This window comes from Desulfovirgula thermocuniculi DSM 16036, from assembly GCF_000429345.1.
Lineage (GTDB): Bacteria > Bacillota > Desulfotomaculia > Desulfotomaculales > Desulfovirgulaceae > Desulfovirgula > Desulfovirgula thermocuniculi.
The window spans coordinates 15,856-33,301 of the sequence record NZ_KE386888.1; the positions used below are offsets into that span (position 1 = coordinate 15,856).

Here is a 17,446-nt window from a genome sequence, read left to right on the forward strand (position 1 = left end):
AAGGCCGGGGAAAACCTGGCCTTGCCGGTTAACTGATGGGGTAGAAATGAGGGCTTGGCTGGCAATCGCCATACTGGCCGGGTTTCTGGTCGTCCAGGGAAGCGCTTTTAAAATTACGGCCCTGGAAATCGTGCACGGCAGGAGCGGCGCGTTGCTGTACCGGCAGACCGTACAGCCCGGAGAGAAGTTTCACCTGGTATTTACCCACTCTGTTTCACGGCAGCAGGTGGTGGAGATCTATGAGATTAGGCCGGACGGCAGATTGGCCGTGGTGGAAATGGACTTTGACACCAATGGGCCCAATTTGCCGGCAGGGCCTGAAGGGACGACCCGGTGGATAATTGAAAAAAACCGCTTTCGAGTAACGGGGTACGAATTAACGCTGGAGGAAATAAGCCTTTTTGTCGGGCAGGTAGTGGCCAACCACCGCCTTATCATCGGGAATAAGGAGGTATCCCTCCAGGAAGTGGCAGGGCCGGGTGAGTACGTGAAAATAAAAGCCGCTTGCAGCCCTTTAGCTGAGCATGTTTGGAAGGAGGCGCAGTTATGGCTTTACCGGAAGTTAAAGCCGGTGCGGAAGGAATACTGCAGAAATACGACCGCGAGTCGGCATACAGGCGGCTATCGGGGCCACTGGCGGGAGCAGTGTCCATTATATGCATCATCTGGTCTCTTTTTCAGTTGTATACGGCAGCCTTTGGGGTTTTCCCGCCAACGCTACAACGGGCACCGCACCTCGGCTTTGCCCTTGTGCTAATTTACCTGCTCTATCCGTTCAAAAGGGGCGCCAGGCGGGATCATATACCCTTGTACGATTTCCTTCTTGCCGCCTTATCGGCGGCTGTAACATCCTACCATGTGGTCTTTTACCGCGCGCTTATCGATAGGGCGGGAGCCTATACTCCGCTGGACATAGCGGTTTCCGCCCTGGGGGTACTTCTGGTACTGGAGGCCACCCGCAGGGTGGCAGGCCCGGTACTCGTTTCGCTGGCGGCGCTGTTTTTGCTATACGGCTACTTTGGCCCGTATATGCCCGGCTTTCTGGCCCACCGGGGGTACTCCTTTAGCCGGATAGTCACGCACAGCTTCCTCTCCACGGAGGGGATTTTGGGTGTGCCCATTTCCGTATCTTCTACCTTTATCTTTCTCTTCCTCGTGTTTGCCGCTTACCTGAGGAAGACGGGTATCGGGGACTGGTTAACGAAGCTGGCCATTGGTATTGCCGGGGGAGCAACAGGGGGCCCGGCCAAGGCGGCGGTCATAGCCAGCGCCTGCCAGGGTACGGTTTCCGGAAGTTCGGTGGCCAACGTGGTGGGTACGGGCTCGGTAACCATCCCCCTGATGAAGCATATTGGCTACCGCAAGGAGTTTGCCGGTGCCGTGGAAGCTGCGGCTTCCACGGGAGGGCAGCTCATGCCGCCTATTATGGGCGCTGCCGCGTTTATCATGACCGAGTTCACGGGGGTATCTTATGCCAAAATTGCCGCCGCGGCGGCCATACCGGCCATTCTTTATTTCACCGGCGTTTTCACCATGGTGCACCTGGAAGCCAAAAAAGCAGGGCTTAAAGGGCTGCCCAGGGAAGAGCTGCCCAGTGCGGGCAAGTTGCTTAAAGAAAAGTGGTACTTGCTTACCCCCATTGCCGGCATTGTCTTTTTCCTGGTTACCGGCAGGACGGCCATGCTGGCTGCCCTTTACGGGATTATTCTTACCGTAGCGGTGAGCTTCATCAGCAGGGACACGCGCATGTCGCTCAGGGGAATTTTGCAGGGGCTGGAGGAGGGGGCGCGGAGCGCCCTGGGGGTGGCAGCGGCCTGCGCCACGGCGGGGATTCTGGTGGGGATCATTACCCTGACAGGCCTCGGGCTGAAGATGGCCCACGGGATTGTGGAGCTTTCCGGCGGCAACATTTACCTCACCATGCTCTTCACAATGATAGCCTCCCTTATCCTGGGCATGGGCGTACCGACAACGGCAAACTACATTATCCAGGCCACTATCGCTGCTCCGGCCCTCGTGGCTGCGGGGGTGAAAGTTCTGGCCGCCCATTTGTTTGTCTTTTACTTTGGCATCATTGCCGATGTGACGCCGCCGGTGGCCCTGGCCGCATTTGCGGCTTCGGGAATAGCTGGTTCGGAACCGTTCAGGACGGGTTTTGAGGCCTCAAAACTTGCCTTTGCCGCCTATCTTGTCCCCTACATTTTTGCCCTTTCGCCTTCCCTGGTTTTAATTGATGTAACGCCCCTGGAGATTATAAAAGCGCTGGTTACATCTATCATAGGCATGATCGGGGTAGGGGCGGCAATAGCCGGTTACCTCGTGCGCCGCTGCAGCTACTGGGAGAGGGCAGTGCTGTTTGCAGGTGGTGTCATGCTGGTTGACCCGGGTACCCTGACCGACGCGATTGGTATAGTCGTCGTTTCCCTGGTCTTTCTCTGGCAGAAGGTGAGGGCAGCAAAGGATGCTTTAGCCGGGAAGGCTTGAGGTTCCCGGCTGGCGCATAACCAGGCTGTTAGGAGGACGCCCAAGATGAACGATAACGTTTTTTACAGGAACATCAGGAAAGAGTATCCGATAGTGGATAGGGGAGAGGGGATCTACCTGTATGATATCCACGGCAAGAGATACATCGATGCTTGCTCCGGGTCGGCGGTGGCCAATTTGGGGCACGCCCATAAAAAAGTAGTCCAGGCTATGAGCGAGCAGGCAAAAAGGATAGCCTTCGCCCACTTATCCAGGTGGACTTCCCGCCCGCTACAGAGATTGGCCGATATGGTGGCCTCTCTGGCGCCGGGCAGCCTTAATAAGTTGTACCTGGTTTCCGGCGGCTCGGAAGCTACGGAATCGGCCCTGAAAATGGCCAGGCAATACTACCTGGAAAGGGATGGCAGGAGCTCCAAGTACAAGGTAATCTCCCGCTGGATAAGCTTTCACGGCAACACGATCGGCGCCCTCTCCATGACCGGCGATGTAAGGCGGAAAAAGTATGGCCCGCTGCTCTTAAACTTTCCCAAAGTAGCTCCTGCCTATTGTTACAGGTGCTTTTTCAAGAGGGAGCCGGAAAATTGTGGCCTGGAATGTGCGTACGACCTGGAGCGGGTAATTAAGCTGGAAGGGCCGGAGACCATTGCCGCTTTTATTGCCGAGCCCGTAGTGGGGGCGGCTGCGGGTGCCCTTGTTCCGCCGCCGGATTACTTCAAGGTCATCCGGGAAATCTGCGACCGGTACGACATACTGTTTATTGCCGATGAGGTGATGACGGGGTTTGGCCGCACGGGCACCATGTTTGCCGTGGAGCAATTCGGCGTGGTCCCGGACATCATCTGCGTGGCCAAGGGCATGAGTGCCGGCTACATTCCTCTGGGCGGGTTGATTGTCAAGGACGAGATTTACGAAGTTTTCAAGCACGGATCGGGGGTTTTCGTGCACGGCCATACATACGGGGGCAATCCCCTGGCGGCGGCAGTGGCCGTGGCCGTTATTGAGGTTCTGCTGGAAGAAAAGCTGGTGGAGAACTCCCGCGTAATGGGGGAATACTTGCTTGAGCAGCTGAAGGAAAATCTGAGCAAGTTTTCCATAGTCGGCGACATACGCGGCCGCGGCTTAATGCTGGGTGTAGAGCTGGTGGCCGATAAGGCTACCAAGCGGCCTTTTGACCCGAAGCTAAACATGGCCGAAAGGGTTACACTCAAGCTCATGGAGCACGGCGTAATTGTCTACCCGGGTACAGGTGCTGCCGACGGGGAGGCGGGGGATCACTTTTTGCTGGCGCCGCCCTTAATTATCACCAAAGAACAGGTGGACGAACTGGTAGGGTTGATGGTTAAAGCTTTTGCGGAGCTGGAAAAGGATTTGGTAAAGGGGTTGTAGGGTAATGGAAAAGCTCATCATTACCATTGCTCCAACCGGCAACGTGCCGACGAGGGAGATGACGCCACACGTGCCGGTTACTCCGGAAGAGATAGCCAGGGACATTATGGATTGCTACAGGGCGGGGGCCGCCGTGGCTCACATCCATGCCCGGGATGAAAATCAAAAACCCACGCATAAAGTTGAATTTTTCGCGGAGATCTTGCGCCGCCTTGACGAACTTGGCTGCCCCGTCATCCGCCAGCTTTCCACCGGCGGCCGCCACGGCAGAACTCTGGAGGAACGATCTGCAAACCTCCAGCTCAACCCGGAGATGGCCAGCCTCTGCACCGGCTCGACCAACTTCCCTAACATGGCTTATGTTAACCCGCCGGACCTGGTGGAACACCTCGCCAGGATCATGCTGGAAAGAAACATCAAGCCCGAGATAGAGGTCTTCGACACGGCCATGATCAATAACGCCGTGCTTTTAAAGGAAGCCGGCCTGCTTCGCGAGCCCCTCCATTTTAACTTTGTCCTGGGCATCCGCGGGGCCCTCCCGGCTACGCCGAAGAACCTGTTCCACCTGGTGGAAAGCCTGCCGCCCGGTTCTACCTGGACGGTAACCGTTATCGGCCCGCAGCACGTTTACCTCTCGACCATTGCCCTTGCCATGGGGGGTCACGTGCGCGTGGGCATAGAGGATAACATTTATTACCAAAAAGGGGTGCTGGCCAAAAATGTGCAGCTTGTGGAAAGGATCGTGCGCATAGCACGCGCGGTGGGGCGGGATATTGCCACCCCGGATGAGGCGCGCCGCATTCTGGGGCTCAAGGGCAACTCTTGAAAAAACGAAAGAGCCCCCGCAGTAGGGCTGCTCCGGCATACCGAACCCGGCCCCCGCCAGGCGGTGGGTTCCCCGCCTTCAGTTTGCTGGGGGCGACCCGCCTGCCCGGAGCAGCTTTACGGCGGGCCCGCGGTGGTGGTTGAAGAGGCACTTATTTCGCGGGGGGCTCGTAAACGTTAACCTTACTCCAGATGCTTTCCAGCTCTGCGAGTGTGTGCAGCGTCTCGTCCCTTTGCCTCTCGCTAATGGCCACGATGAGAGCGTTTATGATACTGAGCGGTGCTACAAAAGAGTCGATAAAAGAGTTTATATCGGTGCGAGCCAGGAGGAAAGCATCGGCATGGGTAATGAGAGGGGATAAGAGGCTGTCCGTGATGGCCATAGTTTTTGCTCCCTTTTCCTTGGCCAGCTTTAAAAATTCCACGGTTTGTTTCGTATATCTATGAAAGCTGATCCCGATCACCAAGTCCTGCTCGTCAATGGAAATTAGATTTTCAAATATTGTATCTGGGTTACACCTGATGACTGGTTTTTTCAACACCATCTGGAGGTAAAAGGCAAAAAAATGAGCCAGGGCTGCGGCACTACGCAAACCTACTACATAAATACGCCGGGCCAGGTAAATGGCGCTTACCGCTTTTTCAAAGTCCTCTCTTGAGATTTCTTCCAGCGTAATTTTTAGGTTCTGAATATCGTTGTTTATTACCTTATCGAGAATGTTGCCGTTGCCGAGGGATAAATTCATACGTTCGGCCGTAGTGAGCCTGTTCCGGATAATTTCCTGCACGTCTTTCTGCATATCGGCGTAACCGTCGTACCCAAGGGCAATGGCAAAGCGGACCACCGTTGACTCGCTGACCCTAAGTTCACGGGCCAGGCGGGAAGCAGTTAAGAAGGCCACCCTGTCTGGGTGAGCCAGGAGGTACTCTGCTATTAACCTTTGGCTTTTGGTGAAGCGGGGCAAGTTTTCTTTAAGTTTTGCAATAATCTCCATTATGGTGGTGGCGGCACCTCCAGTTAGCATCTCCACGCCGGAAGCATGATTTCTCAAAAAAGTTTATCATACAAGCTGCGGTACCTACAACCTTTTACCTTACTCACGCTCGAAAACTATTTCCCCCCTGTCGACAATTAACCTGCCGTCTATTTTGACGGTTGCCTCGTACATAACCATATCAATGTGCACAGGTGAATAGACGGTTCCCCCGTAAGTGAGATTTGAACCCAGGGCCACGTGCACGTTTCCCCTGGCCTTCTTCTCCTCTTCGAAGTCGCCGTTTCGTAAAGACATGGGATTTAGGCCGATCCCGATTTCGGCAATGTTGTCGGCATTCTCTACTTCTTCAAGGATTTGCCTTAATCTTCGGGCAGCCGGTCCTTCACCGTAACATTTCACTACCCTCCCGTTGGCTACTTCCAGGGTTACCGGTTCGGCGTGGCTGCCGATGTAGCAAATGGGCCCATCGATTACAAGCCGGCCATGGGCGGTGCCTTCATTAGGCATCTGTGAAACCTCCCCGTCGGAAAAAGCCATCTGCATTCCCGGGAGGTGGGCTTTCCCACACTCTACGAAGACAACTTCTCCGGCTATGCTGGCCCTGAATTCCGTGCCTGCAGGTGTGGTGATCTCTATTGTTTTGCCCTGCCGCCAGATTTCCGCCAGCCTTTCGCCCTCGGCAAATAGGGCCTCGTAGTCGGCCAGTGCTCCACCTTTTATCCAATTGTCCATATCTCTCATGACCATCGAGCAGTGGCGGATCCGTTTGGCTTTCAAGCGCTCCCAGAGGGCCCTGTTGTAAATTGCCGCTCCGGAAGAGCGTGTCAGGCCTATGCTCACGTCTGCTCCATGGTAGGCGGCTTCGATAACTTTATTCACGTTTGTGGACCGATCACCCGGGTTCCTGCTGGGGGTTATACAAATGGTGAATTCCGCTCCGGCAGCCTGGACGGCAGCCGCCAGTGCGTAGGCCATGCGCATATCGGTGGCGGTGTCGCAGACGATGATTACCTCCTCGCCCGGTTTTACGGCCAGCAGTTTTTCAATAATCCTGCGGGCCTGAACGCTGGCATCAATGATTAAAGACATTTATTTCCCCCCTTGATGAAATAATTGTATCAAGGTATCATGCATGTTGTAATAATTACATCACCCTTGGGCATTGTATACCAAGGCATGATTTTTTTCAAACGTCTTTATTTCGAATTCCGCAACGCTTTGCTTGCTTTCAGGTTAATTTGGGATTGTAAATCTCCGGCAATCTTGCAATTTGGCGCTTTTTCGTGTAGGTGCTATGGTCGCCGGGTGTGACGAGATATTACAAAATGCGACAGTCTTTTTCCTTGACTATTCTTTTTCTGGATGATATTTGTTGCTAGGTGGCATTTTTAAGAAAGGTGCGGGCGCACCTGACGCAAACTGCCTGGGGTGTGTAAAGTTGTTCTTCTGGTTGCTTTCCTTTAGAACCACTGCCGAGATGCCTTCTCCCGGTGATACGCTTACGACAATTGCCTTTCTTGCGTGCCTGCTTCTCGTGGCGCTTGGGCTGGGGGAGCTATACAGAAAGGGATAACGGGTCAAGGGGGGGCGTATGCCCTGTTTAACTGCTGTTCACGAGAAGTGACGCCGCTTTGTTGTGCGAAAAACGGGATGTAACAGGGCTTTTATCGGTGGTTGGAGATAAAAGGGGAGTATTTTGTGGAAAAGCGCAGCTTCAGTTTGCGGCAGTTTTATCTTTATGCCAGTTTGTTTTGCCACTCTCATCATAATAATGATCGTTGGCGGTATAAGGTTCGTTGCTGCTCTAGCGGCACAGTCTTTTGCGGTTCCGCCCCCTTTTCCTGCTGTAAGCGACTCAGCGCTGCGCTTTAAGGAACTGCAGCAACGGAAGGTAAACATAACGTGGGAGGAATTCAAACTGGAAGTGGAAAGGAAGCGTGCGCAGCAACTGGCTTATGAGCGAACACGCTTTGTGCGCGATTTAATCGCCAGCGCTGCCTGGCGTACTTATACCGCTGCCGGTTTATCTGGTTCAATGGCGCTATGCGCGGCAGGAGAGGTCCTTTGAAAATGGGCGTGCGGCCGAATTAGAACGGTGCAGGCCGGCGCCAACTCTTCTCATGGGCCGGTAAAGCTGAGGAGGGTGTGGGAGGAGATCCCGCGGAGTAAATATGTTAGAGAAAGATGGGAACAAGGCCCGTCTGGGACATCATCCTCTATGGCCTGGTGCAAACGAAATTTTCAGACTATTGGTCCGCCCTTCCGGTCGTCAAGAGATCCAGCAGGTTACTTTGTAAAAAGTGCTGCATGTCTAGGTAAATGTCCCAAGTTTTTTCCACCCAGCTATAGCGGGCCTCTTCATCCCGGCTAAAAAGCACCTCACCGCTGCTTACCGAGTGGTTGAGGGGCACGGGGGCGTAGTTTTAGCACCTTCACATCCACCGGGTAGCGTATTTCTTGCTCCAGCTCAGCCCCTAGAGAAAGCTCGTAATCAAGGGCTTTTTCCCGGGGAACAACATCCTCTTGCAGATAAATACCAATGTCTATGTCCCGGAAGAAAGGCTCGGCGATAAAAGAGCCAAAAAGGTAAGCAAAGATAATTTCCCTGCGCTTGGCCAAAAGATGCTGCAGTTGCAAGGTAATTTCTTTCCTTTTTCATTCCGTCAAATTGAACCTCCTGCCCATTTTCTTTATCCTCTCTTCTATAAAGCCTTCAGGAGGGTTGCTAGTTCGGTCAAGTACAGGTCTAGATCGTTAAGGCTGCTACAGATAATTTCATAAACTTTGCGGTCATCGATGTCCCCGTATTGATGGATCAGTAGATTGCGGAACCTGGCCATGCGAATCAGGCGCTCCGCCAACAAATTCAACTCTTCCACCCTCTTTTGAATCCAGTATATACCAATCTGTCGCACCGATCAACTGCCGCGCCCTTCGTTTTGGGATGTGCGGGATTATAATAGGCGGGGAGTTATCCGGGGGATGCCATGCGTTAACCCCCGGCTTTTTGTTTTTGCATAACGGCGTGAAGGCGGGGAAACCATAACTGGCGGGAGGTGCGGGAAGTGGTAGAGGTAAAGGATTCCCAGCCCATGGAGATACGCAAGAGGGAGTACCAGAAATTGGTGCAGCAGGTTATCCCCCGTCCGACGGTCGGGCGCAACGTCTTCTGGGCCTTTGTGGTCGGGGGCCTCATCTCTCTTTTAGGGCAGGGGTTGATGAACTTTTTTGCGGGCTTCGGGCTGCCCTTAACCGAGGCAGGGGCGGCTGCCTCTGCCGTGCTGGTATTTCTCTCGGCCTTTCTTACGGGGCTGGGGGTTTACGATGAAATTGCCAAATTCGCCGGTGCCGGGGCCATCGTGCCCATCACCGGCTTTGCCAACTCCATGGTAGCCCCGGCCATGGAATACCGCGCCGAGGGCCTGGTGCTGGGCGTGGGGGCAAGGCTTTTTACCGTTGCCGGTCCGGTGCTGGTCTTCGGCATTGTTACGGCCTGGGCCATCGGTATTCTTTATTACCTCTTCCGCCTCGGGGGGTGAAGTTTGTTGCCCGCACCCAAAAAGAACGGACTGCAGACCGTGTGGTTTCAGAGCCCGCCGGTAATCATTTCCACGGCCACCATCGTGGGGGGCAAGGAGGGCCAGGGGCCTCTCGGCCAGACCTTCGATAAGGTGTTGGAGGATAATTACTACGGCGAAAAAAGCTGGGAAAAAGCCGAGCAGCGCATGCTGGAAGAGGCCATGCAGATGGCCATCGAGCGTGCCGGGCTGCAGCCGCAGAATGTGGACTTTATGCTGGGCGGCGACCTTTTAAATCAGATTATCAGCGCCAGCTTTACCGCCAGAAACCTGGGCATCCCCTACCTGGGCCTTTACGGCGCCTGCGCCACCATGTACGAGGGCCTGGCCCTGGGGGCCATGCTCATTGACGGTGGTTTTGCCGATAAGGTGCTGGTGGGGGTGTCCAGCCACTTTGCCACCGCCGAGAGGCAGTTCCGCTACCCCACCGAGCAGGGGGTGCAGCGGCCCCTTTACGCCTCCTGGACGGTGACCGGCGCTGCGGCAGCCATCTTGGCCCGTGAGGGAAACGGCCCGGTGGTTACCCACGCCACCATCGGCAGGGCCATCGATTTCGGGCAGGGCGACCCGCAGAACATGGGAGCGGTCATGGCCCCGGCGGCTGCGGACACCATTGCCCGGCACCTGGCGGATACCCAGAGAAGCCCCGACTATTACGACCTCATCGTCACCGGCGACCTGGGGACGTACGGTCGCGAACTGGCGGAAACACTGCTGCGCCAGAAAGGCTATGAGGTCGGCGGGAGGCTGTACGACTGCGGGGTAATGATCTACTCCCCGGAACAAGACCCCCATGCCGGCGGCAGCGGCTGCGCCTGCTCGGGGGTGGTTACCTGCGGATATCTTATCAAGCAGCTGAAGGCCGGGTGTATAAAGCGTTTCCTGGGAGTGGCCACGGGGGCCCTTTTCAGCCAGTGCAGCTTCCAGCAAGGGGAAACCATACCCGCCATTGCCCATGCCGTAGTGGTGGAGGGAAGGTGAGGGGATGATTTTTCTAAAAGCCTTTGTGGTGGGCGGGATGTTCTGCGTAATTGCCCAGCTTCTCATGGACCTGACCAGCTACCGCATAACCCCGGCCCACGTGCTGGTGGGGTTTGTTACCGCCGGGGCCGTTTTAAGCGGCCTCGGCCTTTACCAGCCGCTGGTGAACTGGGCGGGGGCAGGGGCAACGGTGCCCCTGACGGGGTTTGGCCACCTGCTGGCCCAGGGGGCCATTAATGGCGTGCAGCAAAAGGGCATTTTGGGTGCCTTCTCCGGCGGGCTGGCGGCGGCAGCGGCGGGCTTATCTGCAGCGGTAGTTTTCGGCTACCTGGCTGCTCTGGCCTTCAAGCCTAAGGGATAGGGGGACAAGGAAAGTGGCGCAGCAGGCCGAGACGGCGGGGAAAACGCGCGTGCAGAGGGACCTGGAAGAAAACACCGCAAGGCTAAAAAAGATGCTGGGCATCGGGGAAAGCTTTGACATCCTGCTCAAGGAATTTGAAATCGGCGGTGTCAGGGCGGCCCTGCTCTTTGTCGATGGCCTCACCAACGACACCGTTTTTACCCTCATACTGGACCACCTGGCCGATCTGAAGAAAGAAGAGGTAACCCTAAATGCCCTGCGCAAGCTTTTTTACCGCCATCTCCCCTATACGGAAATAAGCCAGGTAAATACACTGGAGGAGGTGGTGGAGAAGGTGCTTTCCGGCCCCCAGGCTCTTTTAATCGACGGGGAGGAAAGCGCCCTCATTATTGACGCGCGCATTTACCCGGTCAGGCAGCCGGAAGAACCCGACCTGGAGAGGGTGGTGAGGGGCTCCAGGGACGGCTTTACAGAGACACTGGTCTACAACACCGCCCTTATACGCCGGCGCCTGCGGGACCCCCGCCTGCGGATGGAATTAATGCAGGCCGGCTCCCGCTCCAAAACGGATATCGTCGTCTGCTTTTTGCAGGACGTGGCCAACCCGGATCTTGTGGACAGCGTGAAAGAAAAGATCCGGAACATCAACATAGACGGCCTGCCCATGGCGGAAAAGGCCGTGGAGGAGCTCATCACGCCCGGTAGCTTTTGGAATCCCTTTCCCCGCGTGCGCTACACGGAGCGCCCCGATGTGGCCGCCATGCACCTTTTGGAGGGGCATGTGCTCATCCTGGTAGACACCTCTCCCAGCGTGATCATTTTGCCGGCCACCTATTTCCACCACCTCCAGCACGCCGAAGAGTACCGCCAGAGCCCGGCGGTAGGGGTCTGGCTCAGGGCGGTGCGCTTTGTGGGGGTAGCGGCCTCCCTTTTCCTCCTCCCGCTCTGGCTTCTGGCCGCCATGCACCCGGAAATACTGCCGCCGGCGCTGGGCTTTATCGGGCCCAAGAAGCCCAGCGCCATACCTCTTATCGGGCAGTTTATTATTGCGGAGTTTGCCGTAGATATGGTCAGGCTGGCCACCATCCATACCCCTACGGGCCTTACCACGGCCATCAGCATTGTGGCCGCCTTGCTTATCGGTGAGATTGCCGTAAACGTGGGGCTATTTGCGCCGGAGGTCATCCTTTATGCCACGGTGGCGGCCTTGGGAACCTTCCTCACCCCCAGCTACGAGCTTTCCATGGCCAACCGGCTGGTGCGCTTTTTCCTGCTGGTGGTGACGGCTCTTGCCGGCGTGCCCGGCTTCATCCTGGGAACCCTGGGAGTGGTGGTCTTCCTCGCCGCCACGAGATCCTTTGGCGTGCCCTACCTCTGGCCCCTCATTCCCTTTAACTGGACGGCCATGAAAAAAGTGCTGGTAAGATCACCCGTACCCATTGACAACATCAGGCCGAGCGCCTTGAAGCCAAGAGACAAGTACCGTCAGGCCGTGCCGGAACCGGCCCGCAAGAGGTAAAGCCTTCCGGGGCCGTTTTATTTTGCCTTCTTCCGGGTCATACTAGAATTTGTGCCGGAAGATCAAAGAGGAGGTGGGCACCGTTGCCAAGGATAGGGATCCCCCGCGCCCTGCTGTATTACCATTACTTCCCGTGGTGGGAGGCCTTTTTCGTCTCCCTGGGAGCGGAAGTGGTGATTTCCCCGCCCACCACCAAGGCCATTTTAGACCGGGGCCTGGAGCACGCCGCAGATGACGTGTGCCTGCCGGTAAAAGTGGCCGTGGGCCACGTGCTGGAACTGAAAGACCGGGTAGATGCTATTTTTTTGCCCCGCCTGGTAAGCGTGGCCGCCAGGGAATATATTTGCCCCAAGTTCCTCGGCCTGCCGGAAATGGTGGGGCACAGCATAAAGGGGCTGCCACCGCTTCTCAGCCCCGGCCTGAACTTGTACCGCGGGGGGAGCCCTTACCACTTCTTTGCCGCGCTGGGACGCGCGCTAGGGTATCCGCCGTGGCAGGTGCTGGCTGCTTACCGGCGGGCCTGCCGGGTTCAGCAGCAGTACAAAAGGCTGCTGGAAAGCGGCCTCTTTCCTGAAGAAGCACTTGCCGCACTGCGCGGCAGGCATGATGCTGCTGCCCCCCGGGACACCATGGGTTCACCGTTGGTGGCGGTTATCGGGCATCCTTACAACATCTACGACGCTTTTGTAAGCATGGATCTCCTGGGTAAGCTTGGCCGCAGGGGGATAAAGGTGATCACCGCCGACAGCCTGAGCGAGGAAAACGTGTGCCGGGGTGCGGCGCATTTGCCCAAGCGCCTTTTCTGGACGCTGGGGCGGCGCACGGTAGGGGCCGCCTATCATTACCTCCAGTGGGGCCGTGTTGACGGTATGATCCACGTTTCCTCCTTTGCCTGCGGTCCGGATTCCTTTGCGGGGGAGTTCATTGCCCGCCGGGCGCACCGCATGGGTCTTCCCTTCCTGAGCCTGGTGCTGGACGAACACAGCGGGGAGGCCGGGATGGTCACGCGCCTGGAAGCCTTTCTGGATATGGTGGAGCGGCGAAAGAAGTACCGTGAGGAGGGAAGTGCCTCATGAAAGTTACCTTTCCCCACATGGGGCACCTGTGGGTGAGCGTGGCGGCCATGCTGCAGTACCTTGGAGTGGAGGTGGTGGTGCCGCCGCCCACCACCAAGCGCACGTTAACCCTGGGCTCTCGCTACGCTCCCGAGTTTGCCTGCCTCCCTTTGAAGCTTAACCTGGGTAACTTCATAGAGGCCCGGGAACTGGGCGCGGATACCATCCTTATGGCCGGCGGTTGCGGCCCCTGCCGCTTCGGCTATTACGCCCAAGTAGAGCACGCCATCCTGGAGGATCTGGGGTACCGCTACCGCCTGGTGGTCATGGAGCCGCCGCAGAGGCACGCGGGGGAACTCCTGGCGAAAATCAAGTACATTACCGGTCACCGCTCGTGGTTGGAGGTGGCCAGGGCCATATGGTTTGGTTTTCAAAAGGCGAGGCTGCTGGACGAGCTCGAAAGGCGCGCCCACTACCTGCGCCCGCGGGAGGTACGCAGGGGGAGCACGGACAGGGCCTTTGGGGAAGCCCTGAAAATCGTGGCCGCTGTAAGGCACCCGCGGGACATGGCGAAAGCTGCCGAGCAGGCGCACCGCATTATGTCGGAAGTGGCCTTTGATGCGTACCGTCCGGTGCTGCGGGTGGGCATAGTGGGGGAGATCTTTACCCTCCTGGAACCCTTTGCTAACTACGACCTGGAGAGGAAGCTCGGGCACATGGGGGTGGAGGTCGACCGCTCCATCTACCTCAGTGAGTGGATAAACGATCACCTCCTGTTTGGCCTGGCCGGGGGTCGGCGCACGAGAAAGGCGGCCTGCCGGGCAGCCGCCCCCTACCTTAATCACTTTGTGGGGGGGCACGGGCAGGAAACGGTGGGTAGCGCCGCGCTGTACGCCGCGCAAGGCTACGACGGGGTTATCCAGCTGATGCCGTTCACCTGCATGCCGGAGATCGTGGCGGCCAGCATTCTGCCGAAGTTGAAGGCCGAGCTGGGCATACCCGTTCTAACCATTGTCGTGGACGAGCATTCCGGGGAGGCGGGGCTCATTACCCGCCTGGAGTCTTTTGTAGATCTCCTGCACGGGAGAAAGGGGGTAGAAGGGTGAGGGGATACCTGGGAATTGATGTGGGCTCGGTGAGCACCAACATCGTTTTCCTCAGCGAGCGGGGGGAAGTTTGCGAAGCGGTTTACCTGCGCACGAGGGGGCAGCCCATCCGCGCCCTGCAGGAGGGGCTGGGCGAGCTGCGCCGGCGCCTGCCGGCGGAAGTTTCCGTCCTGGGGGTGGGGGCTACGGGGAGCGGGCGCTACCTGGCAGGCCTGGTGACGGGCGCCGACGTAATTAAAAACGAGATAACCAGCCATGCCGTTGCCGCTTCCACCCTTGTGCCGGGGGTGCAGACGGTAATAGAAATTGGCGGGCAGGACTCCAAGCTGATCATCCTGCGCGGCGGCATAGTGGCGGACTTTGCCATGAACACCGTCTGTGCTGCCGGTACAGGTTCTTTTCTCGACCAGCAGGCGGCACGCCTCGGCATACCCATCGAAGACTTTGGGCGCCTGGCGCTGCAGTCTTCTGCCCCCGTGCGCATAGCCGGTCGCTGTGCCGTTTTTGCCGAGTCGGACATGATTCACAAACAGCAAATGGGTTACAGCCTTGCCGACATTCTGGCCGGATTGTGCGAAGCTCTGGTGCGCAACTACCTTAATAACGTGGGAAAGGGTAAGGAAATCCTGCCGCCGGTGGTTTTTCAGGGCGGCGTGGCCGCCAATGCGGGCATGAAAAGGGCTTTTGAGAAGGCCCTGGGAATGGAGGTCATCGTGCCGCCTTACTACCATGTTATGGGCGCGGTAGGGGCGGCACTCCTGGCGAGGGAAAAGATGGCCGCGCGCCGGCCCAGCAAATTTAAAGGCTTTGGGGTTACCGAGGCGCGTTTTCAGGCCGCCGGCTTTGAATGCGGCGGTTGCCCGAACGCCTGCGAGGTGGTAGAGCTTCGGGAAGGCGGGGAGGTCCTTGCCCGCTGGGGGGATCGCTGCGGGCGCTGGTCCAGCTCCCTGGGCTTACAGAATGTCGGATAAAAAAGGCGGGGAGCTCTGGCCCCGCCTTTTTAAGCCCGTACCGTCCAGTTATAGCCGTTGTTATTGTCCCAGTTATTGGCCGAGTCTTTAAAGCAAAAGGACATGGTGCTGTTGAGCATGCGCACCGTTGCTTCCCAGCCCCGCATCGTGCGGTCCATGCGCACGGTGTTCACATTCTGCCACTTTAAGGGGTCGCCGAAGCCGTAGTGGAGGTAGACCTGGTCGGCCCCGCAATTGGCCAGGAGGCCGTTGTAAATGATGTTTACTTCGTTAAAGCCGGCAGGCTTCACCTCCACACCCTTAGGTACGTCATGCCACGCCTGGATCAAGACTACCTACCTCCCTTGGTATTCAAATTTCACCTTTTATGTTCTCCTAGCAATGTCTGCTCTATGCATTAATTATTGACGTGTGCCTTGCCACCGTGTAAAATTACAAAAGCAAAACCGCATATTATAGTACCTCATCTCTTTATTTCGTGGGGGTGGGGTAGAGGTTGCGGGCAACATGAGTACCCTGCCGGAGGGGCCGGACTCCGGTGAGGGCGGGGGAAAGGGTTGACCGCCGAAGTCCGGCTGTTTTCCCGGGGCAGCCGGGCTGGGCCGTCACCAAAGAGGTGCCGGACTGTCACCCGGTTTCAAGAGCAGCCGGGTGGAGCGCTATCTCACCGCTATGCGGATAGCGGCAGCGTCCTTTTAGGTACGACAGGGAAGGCGGCCCGGAGGAGTAGCCGCCTTCTTTATTTGGCCTGGCCCAAAAATCAACACAGGGGGTTTTCCGGAACATATGAGGTTTCACGGTACCATGACCGTTAACAGCAGGGGCCACCTGGAGATCGGTGGCTGCGATGCCGTAGAGCTGGCGGCGAACTTTGGTACCCCTCTTTACGTGCTGGACGAGGAACTCTTTCGCCAGAACTGCCGGGAGTATTACCAGGCCTTCTGCCAAAAATACGGGGCGGAGGTCATTTACGCCGCCAAAACCCTCCTCACCACGGCCATCTGCCGCCTGGTGGAGGAGGAAGGCCTGGGGATGGATGTGGTCTCCGGCGGGGAGCTCTACACGGCTTTGAAGGCCGGCTTCCCCATGGAGCGGGTTTACTTCCACGGCAACAACAAGTCGCGGGAGGAACTGCAGCTGGCCCTGGAAGCCCGCGTCGGTCGCATCGTGGTGGATAACCTCTACGAGCTGGAAATGCTCGAGCGGCTGGCCGCGGCCATGGGAGCCAGAGCCCGGGTGATCCTGCGTCTTACGCCCGGCATTGAAGCCCACACCCACGAGTACATCAAGACCGGGCAGATCGACAGCAAGTTCGGCCTGGTTATTGAAAACGGCCAGGCCCTGGAGGGGGTCAAGAGGGCCCTGGAGCTGGACCACATTGAGCTTTGCGGCCTGCACTGCCACATCGGTTCGCAAATTTTTGAGCTGGAGTCCTACGCCCACGCCGCCCGGGTAATGATGGAGTTTGCCGCCCTGGCCGCAAGGGAGACGGGCTGGGTGCTCGAGGAGCTGGATCTCGGCGGCGGCCTGGGTATTTACTACGCCGCCGGTGATCAGCCGCCCTCCGTTGCCGAGTATGCCGATGTGGTGGTGGGCGCCGTGCGCGAGAGCGCGCTGGCCCTTGGCCTTCCCGTGCCCAGGGTTATCGTAGAGCCGGGGCGCTCCATCAGCGGCCCTGCCGGCACCACCCTCTATACGGTGGGCGCGGTAAAAAACATCCCCGGGGTGCGCAAGTATGTGGCTGTGGACGGCGGCATGGGTGACAACCCCCGCCCGGCCCTTTACCGGGCAAGGTACGAGGCCTGCCTGGCCAATAAAGCCTCCGCTCCGCCGGAAGAAGTGGTGTCCATTGCCGGGAAGTGCTGCGAGTCGGGGGATATGCTCATCTGGGATATCGCCCTGCCGCGCGTGGAGCCGGGGGACATCCTGGCCGTAAGCTGCACCGGGGCTTACAACTATTCCATGTCCATGAATTACAACCGCCTCCCCCGCCCGGCCATGGTACTGGTCAGGAAAGGCCGCGCGGAGCTAATCTTAAAGCGCGAGACATACGAGGATATCGTGCGCAACGACGTAATGCCGGAGAGGCTGTGCAAAAAGCACCCGGCGGAAGACCCGGTATGTGCGGTAAACTAAGCGCATTTTCCCCAAAAAGCACCCTGCCCTTTTGGGGTGCTTCTTT

The 17,446-nt window shown here is 57.5% G+C and carries 18 protein-coding genes and 1 riboswitch; of the genes, 13 read left to right on the plus strand and 5 right to left on the minus strand.

All coding sequences use genetic code 11. The annotated features are described in order from the left end of the window. The first annotated feature begins 46 nt into the window (after positions 1-46). From G454_RS22980 to G454_RS0116045, 4 genes are read left to right on the plus strand one after another with little or no spacing between them, the layout of a single operon-like run. Positions 47-757, plus strand: a complete 711-nt coding sequence (locus tag G454_RS22980) for a DUF1850 domain-containing protein (RefSeq protein WP_084413563.1) — start codon at positions 47-49, stop codon at positions 755-757. Beyond that, on the plus strand, positions 646-2,484 hold the full coding sequence (locus G454_RS0116035; protein WP_211230142.1) for a TRAP transporter permease: 1,839 nt from the start codon (positions 646-648) through the stop codon (positions 2,482-2,484). Before G454_RS22980 ends, G454_RS0116035 begins: the two co-directional genes overlap by 112 nt. 45 nt (positions 2,485-2,529) lie before the next feature. After that, the gene (locus tag G454_RS0116040; protein WP_027719369.1) at positions 2,530-3,870 is read left to right on the plus strand and encodes an aspartate aminotransferase family protein; all 1,341 of its coding nucleotides are present in this window, start codon (positions 2,530-2,532) and stop codon (positions 3,868-3,870) included. A 4-nt stretch (positions 3,871-3,874) separates the two neighbouring features. After that, entirely contained in the window at positions 3,875-4,696 is an 822-nt protein-coding gene (locus tag G454_RS0116045) for a beta-keto acid cleavage family enzyme (protein WP_027719370.1), read from the plus strand. Positions 4,697-4,847: 151 nt separating this feature from the next. Here G454_RS0116045 and G454_RS0116050 read toward each other — a convergent pair whose 3' ends face one another. Next, entirely contained in the window at positions 4,848-5,720 is an 873-nt protein-coding gene (locus G454_RS0116050) for a MurR/RpiR family transcriptional regulator (protein ID WP_051276640.1), read from the minus strand. Positions 5,721-5,789: 69 nt separating this feature from the next. Next, a complete protein-coding gene (locus tag G454_RS21175; protein WP_027719372.1) occupies positions 5,790-6,782 on the minus strand; it encodes an aminopeptidase in 993 nt (330 codons plus the stop codon). Positions 6,783-7,389: 607 nt separating this feature from the next. On the opposite strand from G454_RS21175, the gene G454_RS0116060 reads away from it, so the two are divergent. Beyond that, complete coding sequence (locus G454_RS0116060; RefSeq protein ID WP_027719373.1) at positions 7,390-7,761, plus strand: hypothetical protein; 372 nt, start codon at positions 7,390-7,392, stop codon at positions 7,759-7,761. 311 nt (positions 7,762-8,072) lie between these two features. Here the strand turns inward: G454_RS0116060 and G454_RS20660 are convergent, their stop codons facing one another. Next, the gene (locus tag G454_RS20660) at positions 8,073-8,330 is read right to left on the minus strand and encodes a nucleotidyltransferase domain-containing protein (RefSeq protein ID WP_051276629.1); all 258 of its coding nucleotides are present in this window, start codon (positions 8,328-8,330) and stop codon (positions 8,073-8,075) included. A 65-nt stretch (positions 8,331-8,395) separates the two neighbouring features. Then, the gene (locus G454_RS22810) at positions 8,396-8,608 is read right to left on the minus strand and encodes a HepT-like ribonuclease domain-containing protein (protein ID WP_342669776.1); all 213 of its coding nucleotides are present in this window, start codon (positions 8,606-8,608) and stop codon (positions 8,396-8,398) included. Between the two features lie 177 nt (positions 8,609-8,785). Here G454_RS22810 and spoVAC point away from each other — a divergent pair, with 177 nt between their 5' ends. The 7 genes from spoVAC (at position 8,786) to G454_RS0116105 (ending at position 15,264) form a co-directional block, all read left to right on the plus strand. Then, positions 8,786-9,232, plus strand: coding sequence for a stage V sporulation protein AC (spoVAC, locus tag G454_RS0116075; protein WP_035108181.1), 447 nt, complete (start codon positions 8,786-8,788; stop codon positions 9,230-9,232). Between the two features lie 6 nt (positions 9,233-9,238). Beyond that, positions 9,239-10,252, plus strand: a complete 1,014-nt coding sequence (gene spoVAD, locus G454_RS0116080) for a stage V sporulation protein AD (protein WP_027719375.1) — start codon at positions 9,239-9,241, stop codon at positions 10,250-10,252. A gap of 4 nt (positions 10,253-10,256) precedes the next feature. Continuing rightward, complete coding sequence (spoVAE, locus tag G454_RS0116085) at positions 10,257-10,613, plus strand: stage V sporulation protein AE (RefSeq protein ID WP_027719376.1); 357 nt, start codon at positions 10,257-10,259, stop codon at positions 10,611-10,613. Positions 10,614-10,626: 13 nt separating this feature from the next. Beyond that, entirely contained in the window at positions 10,627-12,132 is a 1,506-nt protein-coding gene (locus G454_RS0116090; protein ID WP_027719377.1) for a spore germination protein, read from the plus strand. An 83-nt stretch (positions 12,133-12,215) separates the two neighbouring features. Then, on the plus strand, positions 12,216-13,208 hold the full coding sequence (locus G454_RS0116095; RefSeq protein WP_027719378.1) for an acyl-CoA dehydratase activase-related protein: 993 nt from the start codon (positions 12,216-12,218) through the stop codon (positions 13,206-13,208). After that, on the plus strand, positions 13,205-14,293 hold the full coding sequence (locus G454_RS0116100) for a CoA protein activase (protein ID WP_027719379.1): 1,089 nt from the start codon (positions 13,205-13,207) through the stop codon (positions 14,291-14,293). The genes G454_RS0116095 and G454_RS0116100 overlap by 4 nt, the downstream gene beginning before the upstream one ends. Then, on the plus strand, positions 14,290-15,264 hold the full coding sequence (locus G454_RS0116105) for an acyl-CoA dehydratase activase (RefSeq protein ID WP_027719380.1): 975 nt from the start codon (positions 14,290-14,292) through the stop codon (positions 15,262-15,264). The genes G454_RS0116100 and G454_RS0116105 overlap by 4 nt, the downstream gene beginning before the upstream one ends. A gap of 29 nt (positions 15,265-15,293) precedes the next feature. Here the strand turns inward: G454_RS0116105 and G454_RS0116110 are convergent, their stop codons facing one another. Beyond that, positions 15,294-15,593 (minus strand): carbohydrate-binding protein, encoded by a 300-nt coding sequence (locus tag G454_RS0116110; protein WP_027719381.1) that lies wholly within the window; start codon positions 15,591-15,593, stop codon positions 15,294-15,296. A 153-nt stretch (positions 15,594-15,746) separates the two neighbouring features. Further along, positions 15,747-15,934: riboswitch (Lysine riboswitch) on the plus strand. A 116-nt stretch (positions 15,935-16,050) separates the two neighbouring features. Here G454_RS0116110 and lysA point away from each other — a divergent pair. Continuing rightward, positions 16,051-17,400, plus strand: coding sequence for a diaminopimelate decarboxylase (gene lysA / locus G454_RS19920; RefSeq protein WP_051276632.1), 1,350 nt, complete (start codon positions 16,051-16,053; stop codon positions 17,398-17,400). Positions 17,401-17,446 lie beyond the last annotated feature (46 nt).

Bases quoted from the DNA above. Each gene is read 5' to 3' on its own strand.
- spoVAE (WP_027719376.1), top strand. From the start codon at position 10,257: ATGATTTTTCTAAAAGCCTTTGTGGTGGGCGGGATGTTCTGCGTAATT.
- G454_RS0116040 (WP_027719369.1), top strand. From the start codon at position 2,530: ATGAACGATAACGTTTTTTACAGGAACATCAGGAAAGAGTATCCGATA.
- lysA (WP_051276632.1), top strand. From the start codon at position 16,051: ATGAGGTTTCACGGTACCATGACCGTTAACAGCAGGGGCCACCTGGAG.
- spoVAC (WP_035108181.1), top strand. From the start codon at position 8,786: ATGGAGATACGCAAGAGGGAGTACCAGAAATTGGTGCAGCAGGTTATC.
- G454_RS0116045 (WP_027719370.1), top strand. From the start codon at position 3,875: ATGGAAAAGCTCATCATTACCATTGCTCCAACCGGCAACGTGCCGACG.
- G454_RS0116100 (WP_027719379.1), top strand. From the start codon at position 13,205: ATGAAAGTTACCTTTCCCCACATGGGGCACCTGTGGGTGAGCGTGGCG.
- G454_RS21175 (WP_027719372.1), bottom strand. From the start codon at position 6,782: ATGTCTTTAATCATTGATGCCAGCGTTCAGGCCCGCAGGATTATTGAA.
- G454_RS22980 (WP_084413563.1), top strand. From the start codon at position 47: ATGAGGGCTTGGCTGGCAATCGCCATACTGGCCGGGTTTCTGGTCGTC.
- G454_RS0116050 (WP_051276640.1), bottom strand. From the start codon at position 5,720: ATGCTAACTGGAGGTGCCGCCACCACCATAATGGAGATTATTGCAAAA.